Annotated in this window: 12 protein-coding genes; all 12 read left to right on the top strand. The window is 60.3% G+C overall.

The window, feature by feature from the left end; genetic code table 11:
* Nucleotides 1-5: 5 nt before the first annotated feature.
* The 12 genes from VIM95_RS11690 to VIM95_RS11635 all read left to right on the top strand — a co-directional run bounded on the left by VIM95_RS11690 (nucleotide 6) and on the right by VIM95_RS11635 (nucleotide 15,060).
* On the top strand, nucleotides 6-1,295 hold the full coding sequence (locus tag VIM95_RS11690; protein ID WP_331985838.1) for a DegT/DnrJ/EryC1/StrS family aminotransferase: 1,290 nt from the start codon (nucleotides 6-8) through the stop codon (nucleotides 1,293-1,295).
* Nucleotides 1,292-1,840: a GNAT family protein gene (locus tag VIM95_RS11685; RefSeq protein ID WP_331985836.1), complete on the top strand. Its 549-nt coding sequence runs from the start codon at nucleotides 1,292-1,294 to the stop codon at nucleotides 1,838-1,840. The genes VIM95_RS11690 and VIM95_RS11685 overlap by 4 nt, the downstream gene beginning before the upstream one ends.
* A gap of 58 nt (nucleotides 1,841-1,898) precedes the next feature.
* Nucleotides 1,899-3,146 (top strand): class I SAM-dependent methyltransferase, encoded by a 1,248-nt coding sequence (locus tag VIM95_RS11680; protein WP_331985834.1) that lies wholly within the window; start codon nucleotides 1,899-1,901, stop codon nucleotides 3,144-3,146.
* Entirely contained in the window at nucleotides 3,146-7,903 is a 4,758-nt protein-coding gene (locus tag VIM95_RS11675; protein ID WP_331985832.1) for a glycosyltransferase, read from the top strand. Before VIM95_RS11680 ends, VIM95_RS11675 begins: the two co-directional genes overlap by 1 nt.
* Before the next feature lie 153 nt (nucleotides 7,904-8,056).
* Complete coding sequence (locus VIM95_RS11670) at nucleotides 8,057-9,715, top strand: flagellin (RefSeq protein ID WP_331985830.1); 1,659 nt, start codon at nucleotides 8,057-8,059, stop codon at nucleotides 9,713-9,715.
* An 81-nt stretch (nucleotides 9,716-9,796) separates the two neighbouring features.
* Entirely contained in the window at nucleotides 9,797-10,189 is a 393-nt protein-coding gene (locus VIM95_RS11665; RefSeq protein ID WP_331985828.1) for a flagellar protein FlaG, read from the top strand.
* 49 nt (nucleotides 10,190-10,238) lie between these two features.
* A complete protein-coding gene (gene fliD / locus VIM95_RS11660) occupies nucleotides 10,239-12,311 on the top strand; it encodes a flagellar filament capping protein FliD (protein ID WP_331985826.1) in 2,073 nt (690 codons plus the stop codon).
* A gap of 17 nt (nucleotides 12,312-12,328) precedes the next feature.
* Nucleotides 12,329-12,799, top strand: a complete 471-nt coding sequence (gene fliS, locus VIM95_RS11655) for a flagellar export chaperone FliS (RefSeq protein ID WP_331985824.1) — start codon at nucleotides 12,329-12,331, stop codon at nucleotides 12,797-12,799.
* Nucleotides 12,792-13,127 carry a hypothetical protein gene (locus VIM95_RS11650; protein WP_331985822.1) on the top strand — a complete coding sequence of 112 codons (336 nt, stop codon included), beginning with the start codon at nucleotides 12,792-12,794 and terminating at the stop codon, nucleotides 13,125-13,127. Before fliS ends, VIM95_RS11650 begins: the two co-directional genes overlap by 8 nt.
* A gap of 25 nt (nucleotides 13,128-13,152) precedes the next feature.
* Nucleotides 13,153-13,518 (top strand): DUF2802 domain-containing protein, encoded by a 366-nt coding sequence (locus VIM95_RS11645; protein WP_331985820.1) that lies wholly within the window; start codon nucleotides 13,153-13,155, stop codon nucleotides 13,516-13,518.
* Between the two features lie 14 nt (nucleotides 13,519-13,532).
* Nucleotides 13,533-14,729 carry a flagellar hook-length control protein FliK gene (locus tag VIM95_RS11640; protein WP_331985818.1) on the top strand — a complete coding sequence of 399 codons (1,197 nt, stop codon included), beginning with the start codon at nucleotides 13,533-13,535 and terminating at the stop codon, nucleotides 14,727-14,729.
* Nucleotides 14,722-15,060 carry an EscU/YscU/HrcU family type III secretion system export apparatus switch protein gene (locus VIM95_RS11635; RefSeq protein ID WP_331985816.1) on the top strand — a complete coding sequence of 113 codons (339 nt, stop codon included), beginning with the start codon at nucleotides 14,722-14,724 and terminating at the stop codon, nucleotides 15,058-15,060. The genes VIM95_RS11640 and VIM95_RS11635 overlap by 8 nt, the downstream gene beginning before the upstream one ends.
* Nucleotides 15,061-15,335: the final 275 nt, after the last annotated feature.

Genomic DNA, 15,335 nt, shown 5'->3' with positions numbered 1-15,335 from the left:
TTGGCATGATGCAAGAACTCGCCCTCTTCGGCGGATCCCCGGTGCGCAAGGCGCCGCTACCCGCCTACAACACGCTTGGTCCGGAGGAACGGGCCGCCGTCAACGCGGTACTCGATAGCGCGGTCCTGTCGCGCTTTCTGGGTGCCTGGACGCCCGACTTCTACGGCGGTGACCGCGTTCAATCGCTGGAGCGCGACTGGGAGCGCCACTTCTCGGTCGCCCACGCCGTCTCGATGAACTCCGCCACCTCCTGCCTGTATGCCGCTGTCGGCGCGCTGGGCATCGGTCCCGGCGATGAGGTCATCGTGTCGCCCTACACCATGTCTGCCTCCGCAGTGGCTGCCGTGGTCTATGGTGCCGCGCCGGTCTTTGCCGATATCGACCCGGATACCTTCTGCCTGTCTGCCGCTACGATCGCCGCGCGCATCACCCCGCGTACCAAGGCCATCATCGTGGTCGATATCTTTGGCCAGCCGGCCGATTTCGAGCCCATCATGGCTCTGGCACGCCAGCACGGCATCAAGGTGATCGAAGACAACGCCCAGGGCCCCGGTGCCCGCTACAAGGGCCGCTACAGTGGCACTCTGGCCGATATCGGCGTTTTCAGCCTCAACTATCACAAAACCATCCACTGCGGTGAGGGTGGCATAGCCGTTACCGACGATGCTGACCTCGCCGAGCGTATGCGCCTGATCCGTAACCATGCCGAGGCCGTGGTCAAGGCCAAGGGAGAGACCAACCTCGTCAATCTGGTCGGCTTCAACTACCGCATGACCGAGATCGAGGCGGCGATTGCCGCCGAGCAACTGAAAAAATTGCCGGCGCTGCTGGCTCAGCGGCAAAGCCATGCCGCCCATCTTAGCCGCCGCCTTGCCGGTCTGCCGGGTGTCACCGTACCCCATGTGCAGCCTGAGGTTGAGCACGGCTGGTATGTCTACGCCATCAAGTACGACGCTACGGCGACCGGCGTACCGCGCGCGCGGCTCGCGCAGGCTTTGCGAGCAGAGGGGATTCCGGTGGGCGAGGGCTACGTCGAGCCGCTCTACCTGCAGCCCATGTACCAGCAGCAGATCGCCATCGGCCGCGATGGCTTCCCCTTCAACCATCCGGCCTACCAGGGCAAGCTGGACTATGCCCGTGGCCTGTGCCCGACAACCGAGCACATGCACTTCCAGTCGCTGTTGTACGCCGATTATGTGCATGCCAGCCTCAGTACGGCCGATGTCGACAGCGTGGCCGATGCCTGGGAAAAGGTGCTGGGCCAGATCGGCCGTCTGCGAGAGGAAGCGGCATGACGCTACCCGCCTTCTTGCAAGGCCCTCGTATATACCTGCGGGCATTGGCAGATAGCGATGCCGATGGTGCCTATCCGGGCTGGCTGAACGATGCGGAGGTTTGCGCTGGTAACAGCCACCATGTCTTCCCTTACGGTCGCGAGGCGGCCTTGGACTTCATCCGCGCCAGCCGGCAGCGGCAGGACAGCCTGACACTGGCCATCATGCTGACTGTCGAGCAACGCCACGTCGGCAATATCTCGCTTAACCAGATCCACGCCCGCCACCGCTCGGCCGAGTTTGCCATCCTGCTGGGTGACCGCTCCGCCTGGGGCAAGGGGGTGGGTGAGGAGGCTGGCCGTTTGCTGCTGCAACATGGTTTTGATGCCCTGGGCCTGCACCGGGTGCACTGCGGCACCTTTGCCGACAACGCCGGCATGATCGGGCTGGCCCGTAAGCTGGGCATGCGGGAAGAGGGTAGGCGTGTGGAGGCGGCCTGGAAGGATGGTCGTTTCGTGGACGTGATCGAATTTGCCGTGCTACGCAACGAGTTCAAGGCGGCGTAGCCGGCGTGCAAGACAATGGTTGTGATAGACAATAAGTACCCAGAGACAGGAATGCACCATGAGTGACAATAAACAAGCCTTGATCGACTGGAAGACGGATGCCTGGAAGGACGCCAATATGGTGGCCTGGTACTCCAAGCGGATGTTCGAGAATACGGGCACCAACCAACTCAAACACCAGCTCGAGATGCGCTACATCGAGCGCTATGCCACCGGCCCGCGGGTGCTGGACGTAGGTATTGGTACCGGCCGTGGCTCTATCCCCCTGGCTCAGCGTGGCATGGACGTGACGGGTATCGATAGCTCCCAAGCCATGCTTGACGAGACCCGTCGCTTGGCCGGCCAGACGCCCATGACCCTGATGCCGGGCGATGTGGCCAATCTGCCGCTACCCAGCGCCAATTTCGACTTCTTGCTGTCGCTCAATGTGGTGGTCCACTTCCCGCACTGGCGGGAGATCCTGCTTGAGTGGGACCGGGTGCTCAAACCTGGTGGTCGCATCCTGTTTGATATCCACTCGCTTGACCATCTCGAGGCCGTGTATGGCGCGGGAGAGGCAACCGAGCGCATGGTGGCTGAAGGCGAGGCGGCCTTTGGCAGCTATATGTCCCTGGCGCGAGCTGGCGACCTTGTCCAGTGGGCAGATATGCATGGCTACCGTGTGCAAGCGATCACGGCGGTCGGTGGTTTTGTGGTCAGTACCCGCAATCATTGGCTCGCCAGCCTGGAAACCAAGCATTGGTGGAATCGCTTGCTGGGTTGGATGACGACCGATAAGAAGCTGTTCGATTTCGCGCTGTGGCTGGAAACCGAGGTGATCTGGAAGCTGCCTTGTACGGCCACCGGCCGTTTCATGGTGGTGTTGGATAAGGTGGCGGATCCTGCTGCCAATGCGGCCTGGCTCGCCGAGCAGCAGCGCTTGAACGCCTCCTGGCGTGCAGGCGATGTTGCCGCGGTCTTCCCACCGCTGGCGGACAACCAGGCAGCGGCGCTGCGTCAGCATCTATCGCACCCGCGCAATAGCTTCCTGCTGTTTGAGTTGCTCAAGGTAGTACGCCAGCACTTCCCGGCGCTGCCGCTTGCAGCCTATCTGCCGGCAGAGATTTCCGCCTTGTTCGAGGATTGGCAGCTTCAGGAACAACTGGACCAATACGCACTCCGGGTAGCGGGTGAATGGCGCCGCAATGGGGATTTCGGTGCCAAGTTCGAGCACGGTGGCGTGCCATTGGGACCCGGCCTGGAATACAACCTCGTGCGTGACGTACTGGTCGATTACCTGAACGTGTTTTACCAGGGAGAAGAATAATGAATAACAAACAAGGAGCTGTCGTCTCCCTGTTGTGGCCTCGCTACCATAATGTGATCGAGGCATTTTGTGCGAATGAGCCGGGGCTGGTCATTCTGACCCCGCGTGCCCATTTCAGCCCGGAGCTGGCTCGCAGCCTGGAACGTTTCGGTAGCCAGTTGCTGGAGCTGGAGAGCCTGGTCGATGAAGCTGGTGAGCAACGTATCCACGAGTCGGTCAACGCCAATCTGAGCAAGCTGGCGCATTATTTCACCACTACCGGCTGGGAAGACGGTTGTGCCCAGCTGGAGCTCGACGAATCGCGCTTCCAGCCCTTGTTGAAACAACGTGCCGACGCGGAAGTGCCGGCCATGATCCATCTGCTGCAGTCGCTTGAGGCGGCTCAGGCCCAGTATGACGTCCGTTTGCTGGTGGCCAGCGAAGATCTGACTTCCCAGTCCAAAACGGCGGTCATCTGGGCCAAGCGTGCCAGCATTCCCAGCCTGCAATTGATGCACGGCGTGGCCTTGTGCAAGCCCTACACGGTGCATGGCGCGTTGTTTGCCGACCATCTGGCGGTGTATGGCCAGCGTGGCCTCGAAAGTTACCTCGACATCGGTGTCGACCCGCAACGGTGTTATGTCACCGGCAATCCCGCCTGGGACCACTACCCGGCCCATCTATCCGCGCGAGACGTCTATAGGGATCAACTGGCGCAGGCGCATGGTTTGTCCAAAGACAAGCCCTGGGTGTTGTTTGCGACGACCTGGGCCGCCTACCTGACCGCCGTCGGCAACCCGCTCGCATTCGAGCAGGGTGTACAGCAGTTCCTCACTGCCGTGCGCGACCTGCGCGAGGCGGGCATCGATGCCGAGTTCATCATCAAGGACCGGCCCGGCACCCATGCTGAATCGGAAGCGGTGATGCGCAAGATCGCCGCGGACCTGGGGCTGGCCGAAGGGAGTTATTGCTATAGCACGGCCAGCGCGGAGCAATGGGTCGTCGCTGGCGACGTGGTCATTGGCACCGATTCGAATATCCAGGTCGAGGCCATGATCGCCGGTACGCCGGTTGTGAACCTGATGAATTGGTTTGGCGTCCGGCTCGGCCCGAGCTTTGACACGGATTCTGGCGTCATCGAGGCGTCGCCCGACGAGCTTGCCCCGATACTGGCCCATCTGGCGACCAATGCCGAAACCCGCGCCCATCTGGGCGACAAGCTCAAGGCGGCAGCGCCTCGATACAACATCGGGGTTGATGGCCTGGCGCATCAGCGCGCTGCAGAACTGATGCGGCAACTTCTCAAGGCCAAGCAGGCCAGTGGCTACATCTGGCAGGAATTGCTCGACGTAGAGCACATGGATGCCACCGGTTACCACGATGGCCGTCGGCCTGACCTGGTGGAGATGTTCAGCAATGAGCCTAGCTTGCTGCTCGATATCGGCTGCTCGGCTGGCGGTACCGGCTTGGCCTTCAAGCAGAAATACCCCCATGCCAAGGTCTGGGGTATCGAGCTGAACCAAGCGGCGGCTGCGAAGGCGGCGACCCGGCTCGACAAGGTGCTGTGCGGCAAGTTTGAGGACTTCGATCTTGTCCTGGAGGGAATCGAGCCCGGCACGCTTGATGCCGTGATCATCGCCGACGTCCTGGAGCACATGTACAACCCTTGGGACGTGTTGGTGCGGCTGAAGCCGCTGCTGTCGCCCAAAGGGCAGATCGTCACTAGTATCCCCAACACCCGCAATGCCGGCCTGATGGAAGATCTGGCGCGCGGCTACTGGCGTTACGATGCCTGGGGCCTGCTCGACATTACGCACATCCGCTTCTTTACGTATAAGGAAATCAAGCGCTTCTTCCACGAAACCGGGTATCGCATCACCAAAGCGGTCAATGGTATCGATCCGCGTCTGAAGAACCTGTACGACATATTTGCGCCCAAGGTGCCCTGCGACATCGATTGCGGCAAGATGGTGCTGAAGGGCGTAACGCTGGAGGAGCTGGGTGAGCTGTGTTCCATCCAGTTCTATACCGTGGCCGAGCTTGGGGCCGAACCACTGACCGACTACAACCCGATTGCACCGGCGGTGGTCCAGCCGGCGGAGACCTACAAGCAGTTCCTGCATTCCCATCTGCTCACCGCCGTCGAGCTGGGACATTACGAGAAGCGGATTGCACAATGGGGTAAGCAACCCATGGTGCATGTGGTTGTGGTCGCCAGCCAGGAGGCATTGGCGAACCTGCCGGCTTCGATCCAGTCCCTGGCCAACCAGCTCTACTACGCTGTCCGCTTCACCATTCTGGCGCCGGTGGACGTTCCAAATGGCTTTGGGCTGAGCGATAGGGTGTCCTGGAGGGTGTATGAAGGCCATCCAAACAATGCCATCAATGAGATCCTGATCAGCAGCGATGCCGAATGGATCACCGTGCTGCAGGCCGGCGATGAGCTGGTCCCCCATGGCTTGCTGTATGCCATGGAGTCCGCCTACAGCCACCCGGACTGGCGCGTCATCTATACCGACGAAGATCGTCGCGACGAGGCCGGGGCCTATGGCAGCCCTTACTTCAAACCGGACTTCTGCCTGGACTATTTCCAGTCGATTCCGTATATCGGCGACTTTTTCCTGGTTCGTCGCGATTTCTTTGCGCAACTGGGTGGGTTCGCGCCAGAGGCGCTGGGCGCCAGCAACTTCGATTTCTTGTTGCGGGCCTTGGAGCTAGGCGGGGAGGGGGTGTTCGGCCACATTGCCGACGTACTCTACCATCGTGCCGAAAAGCGCAGCCTTGACACGCTGCCGACGCAGGAAAGCATCGCCGCAGGCCATGTCGCCCTGACCGACTCCTTGCGACGCCGGGGCATTGATGCCGAGGTTCGTAGCGGCAATCTCCCTGGGACCTACCGGATCCACTACCAGCACGCAGATCGGCCTCGTGTTTCCATCATCATCTTGGTCCGTGAGCACCTGGTCTCGCTGCAGACGACCCTGGAAGGTGTGCTGAACAGTACGGATTGGCCCGACTATGAGCTGTTGATCGTCGATATGGGCAGCGAGTCGCAGGAGACTCTGTCCTATTTGGCTGCGCTGGATGGTATGGGTGAGGACCGTTTGCGGGTCTATCGCGTCACCGGTGAGCCGAACCTTGCCAAACTGCGCAATCAGGCTGCCGCCTCGGCAACCGGTGAATACCTGCTGTTCCTGGATCACAGTGCGACGCCGCTACATGCTGACTGGCTGTCTGAAATGATGTCGGAGGCACAGCGTCCCGAAGTTGGGGTGGTGGGTCCCCGTCTACTCCGTCAGGACGGCTCGGTGGACGATGCCGGCCGCATTCTGGGCCTCTTGGGCGTGGCGGAAAGTCCCTTCCTCGGGCTGCATTTCGATGAACCCGGCTACTACGGCCGGTTGCAGACGACGCAGAATTATTCCGCGGTGTCTGGCAGCTGCCTGTTGATCCGTCGTTCGGTCTTCCAGTCGGTTGGTGGCCTCGACGAGGCATTCGACCAGAACCAGGCGGATCATGACCTTTGCTTGCGCGTGACCAAGCATGGCCAGCGCATCGTCTGGACACCCTATGCCAACCTGCTGCACACCCGCGGCGAGAGCCTGGTCGACGAGGCCGTGTTGCCGGCACCGCTGCGTGAGGAGCGGGAGCGGGCCAACCAAGCGCAGCTCTACCAGCGTTGGTTGCGTGAGCTCTCGTTTGATCCGGCCTACAACAGCAACCTGATCCTGCAGGGCGGTGTATTCGAAATCGAACCCCGACCGCAGCTGACCAAGCAGGCCTTGCCGTGGAAGCCGTTGCCACGACTGCTATCTATTCCCGGCGATGATTGGGGTTGCGGTAACTACCGGATCATCCAGCCGCATATGGCGGCGGTAAATGCAGGGTTGCTCGAGGGCTGGAAGTCATTCGACCATTATCTGATGGTCGAAATTGGTCGGATGGAGCCTGACACCATCGTCCTGCAGCGGCAGATCATGGACCACCAGCTGCCCTTCCTGCGCGAGTACAAGCACCAGAAGAACATCCGGCTGGTATTCGAGGCGGACGACCTCATGACGGCGGTGCCTAAGAAGAGCCTGCACCGGGCGGACCTGCCGCGCGATATGGCGGACAAGATGCGCCGTGCGTTGGCCTTCTGCGACCGCTTTATCGTGACGACCGAGCCGCTCAAGGAAGCTTTCCGCGATATGCATGAAGATATCCGGGTCGTGCCCAACAGCATCGACTTTGATATCTGGGGTGAGCTCAAGCCCAAGCGCCGGGTCGGTAAGAAGCCTCGGGTCGGCTGGGCAGGCGGGGTCAGCCACGGCGGTGACCTGGAGTTGATCTACGATGTGGTTCGTGAGCTGGCTGATGAGGTCGAATGGGTGTTCTTCGGCATGGCACCGGATGCCATCGCGCCCTATCTTGCGGATATCCGTGGCGGCGTACCCTTCAAGGACTATCCGGCCAATCTGGCCAGCCTGAACCTGGATGTGGCGCTCGCACCGCTGGAGCTCAATGCCTTCAACGAGTGCAAGAGCAATCTGCGGGTGCTGGAGTACGGTGTGCTCGGCTACCCGATGATTGCGACCAACCACACGCCTTACCAGGGTAATTACCCGATCACCTTGGTGAACAACACGACCGAGGAGTGGGTGAAGGCAATCCGGGAGCACGTCAATGATCTGGACGAGGCTGCTCGTCGTGGGGATGCCCTGCGCCAGCATGTGATCGACCACTGGCTGCTGCAGAACCGTCTGCCGGAGTGGATGTCGGCCTGGTTCGAGTTCTAAGGCCTTTGGGAACCGGGGCGACCGGCAATTTTTGCCAGGCGGCAAAAAAATTTGCCGGTCGCCCCTAAAGTTCCATCAGTCCTCGTCGATATAGGGAGCAAGGCGTTGACCGCCTGGTTAATTTAACCTCAGCCCCTAGCAGGAGACGAGATCATGCAAGTCATCAACACCAATATCCCGTCGCTCAACGCCCAGCGTAATCTCAGCAAGACGTCGGACGCCTTGAGCACTTCTTTGCAGCGCCTGTCCACCGGCCTGCGCATCAACTCCGCCAAGGATGACGCCGCTGGTCTGGCCATCTCCTCGCGTATGACTTCCCAGATCCGCGGCCTGGATCAAGCCCGTCGCAACGCCAACGATGGCGTGTCGCTGGCGCAGGTGGGTGAAGGCGCGCTGGGTCAGATGAGCGACCTGCTGCAACGTATTCGCGAACTGGCCGTGCAGTCGGCCAACGGTACCAACACCTCGACCGACCGTGCTTCGCTGAACGCGGAAGTCTCGCAACTGTCGTCGGAACTGGACCGCTTTGCCGTGACCACCGACTTCAACGGTCAAAAGCTGTTCGACGGCTCCTTCGGCACTGCGGCCTACCAAATTGGCGCCAACGCCAACGAAGTGGTGACCGCCAGCACTGCCAACTTCCGTACCAACAGCTACGGTACCTACCAGATCAAGAACCAGATCAACCTGGCCACCTTCGCCGTGACCGGTAGCATGTCCGGTACCACCCTGAGCGGTGCCAGCGGCGCCGTGGTGAACGCGATCGGTAGCTCGGGCGGTACGTCCGGCGGTATCGTGATCAACGGCGGCAACGGCGGTGGCCAGATCACCTCGCTGACCTCCGGTTCGACCGCCCGTGAAGTGGCTGCTTCGATCAATGCCCTGGGTACCGGTGTTCGTGCTACCGCACGTAACGACGCGAACATCCAATTCACCAACTTCACTGCTACCCAGATCGCTGCCTCGGGCCGCGCCACCTACTCGCTGAACGTGACCGGTTCGAACACCACCGTGGTGAACGTGACCTTCAGCGTGGGTGAACTGACCGCCGCAGGTCTGGCTGAATCGATCCAGGCCTTCAACGACCGTTCTTCGCAAACCGGTATCACCGCACGCCTGAACGACACCTCGAACGGCATCATCCTGTCGAACGATGATGGTAGCGACATCATGATGCAGACGGTGTCCCTGCAGTCCGGTGGTACCGTGTCCCTGGTGACCGGTGGTCAAGGCGGTGTGCCGCTGGCATCCGCAGCCTTCATCACGGCCGGTGGTTCGGGCGGTGCTGCTGGTGGCGCAACCCAATCGTCGGGCGCCGTGCTGAAGATCGGTGGTCAGGTGACCCTGGACTCGGACAAGAGCTACTCGATCACTGCCCAATCCGGTACTGCACTGGCTTCGGGTGTGATCTCGACCTCCGGTACCCAACCGGGCTCGATCTCCGGTCTGGCACTGGGTTCGGGTACCACCAACAACACTCTGGGCTCCAACCTCAGCGCGGTTAACTCGCTGGACGTGTCCACGGTGTCCGGTGCCAACCAAGCCCTGCGCATCATCGACAGCGCGCTGTCGGTGGTCAACAGCCAGCGCGCCAAGTTCGGTGCCCTGCAGAACCGCTTCAACGCGACTATCGCCAACCTGCAGACTTCGTCGGAAAACATCTCGGCTTCGCGTTCGCGGATCCAGGACGCCGACTTCGCTGCGGAAACCGCGAACCTGACCAAGGCACAGATCTTGCAACAGGCTGGTACTGCGATGCTGGCCCAAGCCAACGCGCTGCCGAACCAGGTCCTCTCTCTGCTCCGCGGTTAATCAGCTAGATTAACGTAGAGAGACAGTGTGCCCCGGCAGCGCCTCTAGGCGAGCCGGGGCTTTTGCCTAGGAGAAGCCATCATGCAAGTGCAAGCAGTTGGTGTTGCGCCAGTTCAGTCCAGTGGTACCACGCACGTGGATCCGCAGGCTGTGCGGGTTGCGGTGTTGGGTGAGCAGCAGCCTCCGGTGGTGAGCCAGGATGGTGTGACACACGTCACAGCAGCCGGCAAGCCCGAAAAGGTGACCGAGAAGCAACCCAGCGTTGAGGAATCAGTCAAAAAGCTGAACGACACCATCGCTACGTTCAACCGTAGCCTGCAGTTCAGTATTGACTCAGATACGCGCCTCAATATCGTCAAGGTCGTGGATGTGAATTCGAAGGAAGTGATCCGTCAAATTCCGTCCCAGGAAGTGGTCGATATTGCCAAGGCAATCGATAAGTTGCAGGGCCTGCTGTTGAGCGATAAGGCTTGATGTAGGCCGGCAGGGCGGCAAGTCTTGCCGTGGAATGGAGGGTAGGAAGATGGCGATCACATCTACCGGGTTGGGCTCTGGGCTCGACGTAGAAGGTCTGGTTTCCAAGCTGGTTGCGGCAGAACGCGATCCAGTCACGAAGCAGATTCAGACCAAAGGCAGCGCCATCACCGCCAAGGTTTCGGCGCTGGGCCAGGTCAGTGGTGCCCTGGCGGCGTTCCAGGCGGCGGCACGGTCCCTGGAGACGACTTCCCAGTATCTGACACCGGTTGTCAGCTCCTCCGATTCCGCCAGTATCTCTGCCACTGCCTCTTCTGCCGCCAAGATCCAGAATCATGTGATCTCGGTATCGCAGCTGGCTCAAAACCAACGGCTGACCACGGGTTCTTTCGCCACGACCGACACCGTCGTCGGTTCTGGCAAGCTGGTCATCGACTTTGGCAAGATCACCAAGCTCGACGGCACCCCGGCAACGCCGAACGCGAGCGGCATCTACGACAATACCGATGCCAAGTTCACCACCAACTCGACCAAGGGTTCGGTGTCGATCACCATCGATTCCCAGCACAATACGCTGGCGGGCATCCAGGATGCGATCAATGCATCCGGTGCGCCGGTTACCGCATCCATCGTGAACGATGGCTCTGGTTATCGCCTGGTCCTGTCCTCGACCGATTCGGGCGAGTCCAATTCGATGCGGATTACCGTCAGCGATGACGCTGGTGGTAGTACCGACACGACCGGCCTTTCTCAACTGGCCTACGACGTGACCCGTGCCGCAGGTGCAGGGCAGAACATTTCCCAGGTGCAGGCTGGCCAGAGTGCCAAGCTCAATGTGGACGGCATTGCGGTTACGACCGAGACCAATACTCCCTCCAATATCCTGTCGGGGATCACGCTCAACCTGCTCAAAACCACGACTTCGCCGGTGAATCTGTCCCTTGGGCGTGACGCGACCAGCGCCGCCAAGGGCATCAGCGCTTTTGCCAAAGCCTACAACGACCTGCAGAAGACCTTGAGCGACGTGTCTTACTATGACGCCAAGACCAAGAGCGCGGGTGCTTTGCAAGGCGAAAGCGTGATCCGGACCATTCAGTCCCAGGTGCGCTCGGTGCTCAATGGCGTAGTGCCCGGCGGTACGTTCGATAGCTTGAACGATGTTGGTATAAGCTTCGAAAAAGATACGGGGAATATGCTCTTTAACCAGGGCGTCTTTTCCAGCGCAATCCAGAAGGATGCGGCGTCTGTTGCCTCTTTGTTTGGCAGCTACGGCAGCGCCACGGACAATCAGGTCAGCTATGTCAGCTCCGGTAGTGGGACCAAGCCGGGCAAGTACGCGATCAGTATTACCCAGGCGGCCACGCATGGTGCCCTGACTGCTGGTGCGGCCGCCTCGTCTACTACCAATATCGATCTGACCGCTACCACCAATACCCTGAGCTTCAAGATCGATGGTACCAATTCGGGCACCATCACCCTCGCCGCGAACAACTATGCCACCGGTGGTGACCTGGCCCTGGAATTGCAGTCCAAGATCAATGGTGACGCGGCGCTCAAGGCGGCCGGTGTTTCCGTTTCGGTCAGTTTCGATAACACGAGCGGCAAATTCTCGATTACGTCCAACCGCTATGGCTCGACCTCGAGCGTGGCGGTCAATACCATCAGCAGCGATCTCAATACTGCCCTGGGCCTTTCGACGAGCGATGCCGGTGTCGCGGGCCAGGATGTGGCCGGTACGATCGGTAATGCCGTGGCCACGGGCAGCGGGCAGTATTTGACCGGCGTGGGTGACGCCCAGGGGCTCAAGCTGTTGATCGACGGCTCCTCTGCCGGTAGCCGCGGTACTGTTACGTATAACCGTGGCTTTGCCATGCAGTTGGACGATGCTATCTCGACGCTTACGGCCAAGACGGGTGCGCTGACTGGCCGGCAAGATTCGCTGAACAATTCGCTCGATGACCTGACCAAGCAATTGGACAAGTTGAGCACACGCATGGATGATCTGGAAAAGCGCTACCGTGCCCAGTTCACCGCGTTGGATGTAACCATTTCCAGCTTGCGTAACACCAGTAGTTTCCTCTCGCAGCAATTGGCCGCCTTGCCGGGGGCTAGCAGTTCTTAAGTAAGGATGGATGGCTCGTGGCCGCCAATATCAAGAATGCCCTGAATGCCTATGGGCAAAGCAGTGTCGAAATCGACGTGGAGCATGCCTCGCCCCACAAATTGATCTGCATGCTGTATGAAGGGGCGATCAAGGCGCTGTTCATGGCCAAGTTGCACATGCAGAACAAGGAGATCGGCCCCAAGGGCGTGGCCATCTCCAAGGCGATCGCCATCATTGAAGAAGGGCTGCGCAACAGCCTGGATGCCGCCGAACAGAGCAGTGAGATCGCCGCCAGCCTGGATGCGCTCTATGACTACATGAGCCGGCGCCTGCTGGAAGCGAATATCCGTAACGATGTTGCGATGATCGACGAAGTGCAGCAGCTGTTGTCTCAGTTGAAGGACGCTTGGGAATCGATCAACAAACCCGCTGAACCGGAACCGGCTGCGAGTGCTTCGGCCGAGCCTCAGTCCGGTCGGCAACCATTGAGCTATGGCCGTGTCTGAGTCTGAAGATCTGCTCGCGGGGCAAGCGAGCCTGCTGGAAGCAACCTTGGCCCTGCTGCATCTGGCTCGTGAAGAGTCATGGGACCGTCTGCTGGAAGCCATGCCTGCACAGCGCGCTGCTTTTGCCAGGCTGCAAGCGAGCGGGGTGGGTGGCTTGGATGCGAGCACGCAGGACAGTTTGAAGCGCCTGATCGAGCAGACCGAAGCAGCCAACGAGGAGCTGGTGACTCGTTTGCTTGCATGGCAGAACGAAGTTTCGACTATTCTTCAAGAGATCGACATGACCCGCGCCAATGGCAAAAAGATCAGCCGTGCGTATGGTGCTTGAATAGTTTCTTCGTCGGACAGCGAACATGAATGCTTGGTTTTCCAGTGGGTGGCAGTGGCTGACAAGCCTGGTTCTGTTTGCCAGTTGTCTGGGCTATATGGTGGTGTTGCTGCGCCGTGCCGCGCAGGACCGCCAAGCAGCTCGGCAATTGCTTGAGCGTGTCGAATCCTTGGAAGATCAGCTGGTAGCGGTGCGACGAGAGCTTGCTGGTATTGCCGATGCCGCTCGTCCACAAGCCCAGCCGGTCGAAGAGGCCGAGACGGCCTATTCGCAAGCCATTCGTCTGGCCCGGCAGGGGCTGGATTCCTCTGCGGTTGCGGCCGGTTGCGGTATTTCCCGTGGTGAGGCCGAGTTGATCGTCGCGCTCTACCGCGCTTCTCAGCGCCCCTGAACCGGGAGGCGGTCATGATTCCCGCCAACGCACTGGTAGCCTCGCTGCAGAATTACATCCGTACCGCCGACATCCCGCTGGTGCAGGTGGTTGATGCCCTGCAGGAAATCCAGCAGCTGTTTACCATCGGTGAGCAGGTCCGGGCCCAGGTGACCGGGCAGCTGCCCAGTGGTCGCTATTCGGTACTGGTCAAAGACCAGTTGCTGGACCTCAATCTCCCTCGCAATACCGAAGAGGGCGAGCAGCTCGACATGCGGGTGCTGGCCAATTCGCCGCGCCTGACCTTTCTGCTTGAGCGCCAGCCGGGCAACGTGCCTTTGCCGCAGCCTCAGCAAGCACCACCTGATACTTCCAGCAGTGTGGACCTAAGCGAGACCGCACGCTTTCTTGGCAATCTGTTGGCGGAATCTGCCGGCGAGGAAGCCCCCGTACAGACCCGGACCCAGGTGCTGACCCAGCCTCTGATGGCTACCCTTGCCGCCGCGCCCGATACCGTCAAGCTGGCAGATGCCCTCAAACAGGCCTTGAGTGAGAGCGGACTGTTCTATGAGTCTCATCTTGCCCAATGGAGCAATGGTGAGCGTACCTTGCAGCAGCTGCTGACCGAGCCGCAGGCCAAGGCGTTTGAATTATTGCGCCAGCAGATCGAGCAACAGCGGCCGGCAACGGCTGCCGAGCCCGGCAAGAATGCCCGGCCGGCGGTGGAGGCGAGGGCGTCTGATGTGATGCTTCCGGCGGACAAGGACCGTCAAGTATCCGAACGCGCCAGCCAAGCATTGGGTGCCGGTCTGCTCGATGGCAACACGCAGGAACTGGATAATATGCCGGCCACGGCCAGGCAGTTGGTGCAACAGCAGTTGCAGGTGCTTGATCAGCGGCAGGTGGTTTGGCAGGGCCAGGCCTGGCCTGGCCAGCCCTTGCGCTGGGAGATCGAGGAAGATGGCCAGGGGCGCAGCGGGGAAGAGGCGGATAGACCTAAGGTCTGGCGCACCCGGCTGCATCTGACCTTGCCGCACCTGGGTAGCGTGGAGGCGCTGATCAGTTTGATGGATGGCAGCCGGCTGGAAGTCGGTTTCCGCGTCAAGCAGAGTGATACTGCCGCCAAGATCCGTGACGCCCAGCCGCGGCTGCAGGCGCAACTGGAGGCGGCTGGTCTCGATCTGCGTGCCAATCAGGTAACGCTGGTCACGGAGAAGGAAGACCTTGGCTAAGCAGCTGCGTCGACCCCCTCCACCTGAAGCGGTTGCCCTGGCCTATCGGGAAGGGGCTGTCGCCCCTCGGGTTGTGGCCAAGGGACGTGGTGTTCTGGCTGAAACCATCATCGAGAAGGCACGCGAGGCCGGTGTCTACGTGCATGAGTCACCAGAGTTGGTGGCTTTGCTCATGCAGGTGGATCTGGATCACCATATACCCGCTGAGCTCTACCGCGCTGTGGCTGAACTGCTGGCCTTTATCCACTTCCTTGAGCGCGGTGCGGCGGATGAAGCACCCGCATTCGACCTGAAGTCCCTCCTGCCTGTGGCCGAAGCCGGCAAATCCTGAGTCCACCCGTCCATTTCTTCCTTTAAGCCGGTCGCTTGACCGGCTTTTTGCCGTCTGTTGGCCATAGGTTTGCCGGCAAGTACCGGCAAACCTTTGCCGCCCCACTTTGCCGTCACCGGCAAAGCGGTGGAAGTCTTTGCCGTAGTTCATTTTTTTGACGAAATATCTTGCCGCTATGGCGGCAAATTATTGCCGTCTGTTGCCGGTATATCTCTTGCATTGCCTATTTTGTGTGTCAATCAGAGAAAAATTGGCATTTTCAAAAGCTGGCACAC

It is taken from the genome of Chitinimonas sp., from assembly GCF_036568685.1.
Taxonomy (GTDB): Bacteria; Pseudomonadota; Gammaproteobacteria; order Burkholderiales; family Chitinimonadaceae; genus Chitinimonas.
Note: the sequence above shows the minus strand (reverse complement) of the source record. Positions and strands in the feature narration are given on the sequence as shown.

Excerpts from the sequence above, each read along its gene's own strand:
- VIM95_RS11690 (WP_331985838.1), top strand. The coding sequence starts at position 6 with ATGATGCAAGAACTCGCCCTCTTCGGCGGATCCCCGGTGCGCAAGGCG.
- VIM95_RS11685 (WP_331985836.1), top strand. The coding sequence starts at position 1,292 with ATGACGCTACCCGCCTTCTTGCAAGGCCCTCGTATATACCTGCGGGCA.
- VIM95_RS11680 (WP_331985834.1), top strand. The coding sequence starts at position 1,899 with ATGAGTGACAATAAACAAGCCTTGATCGACTGGAAGACGGATGCCTGG.
- VIM95_RS11675 (WP_331985832.1), top strand. The coding sequence starts at position 3,146 with ATGAATAACAAACAAGGAGCTGTCGTCTCCCTGTTGTGGCCTCGCTAC.
- VIM95_RS11670 (WP_331985830.1), top strand. The coding sequence starts at position 8,057 with ATGCAAGTCATCAACACCAATATCCCGTCGCTCAACGCCCAGCGTAAT.
- VIM95_RS11665 (WP_331985828.1), top strand. The coding sequence starts at position 9,797 with ATGCAAGTGCAAGCAGTTGGTGTTGCGCCAGTTCAGTCCAGTGGTACC.
- fliD (WP_331985826.1), top strand. The coding sequence starts at position 10,239 with ATGGCGATCACATCTACCGGGTTGGGCTCTGGGCTCGACGTAGAAGGT.
- VIM95_RS11645 (WP_331985820.1), top strand. The coding sequence starts at position 13,153 with ATGAATGCTTGGTTTTCCAGTGGGTGGCAGTGGCTGACAAGCCTGGTT.
- VIM95_RS11640 (WP_331985818.1), top strand. The coding sequence starts at position 13,533 with ATGATTCCCGCCAACGCACTGGTAGCCTCGCTGCAGAATTACATCCGT.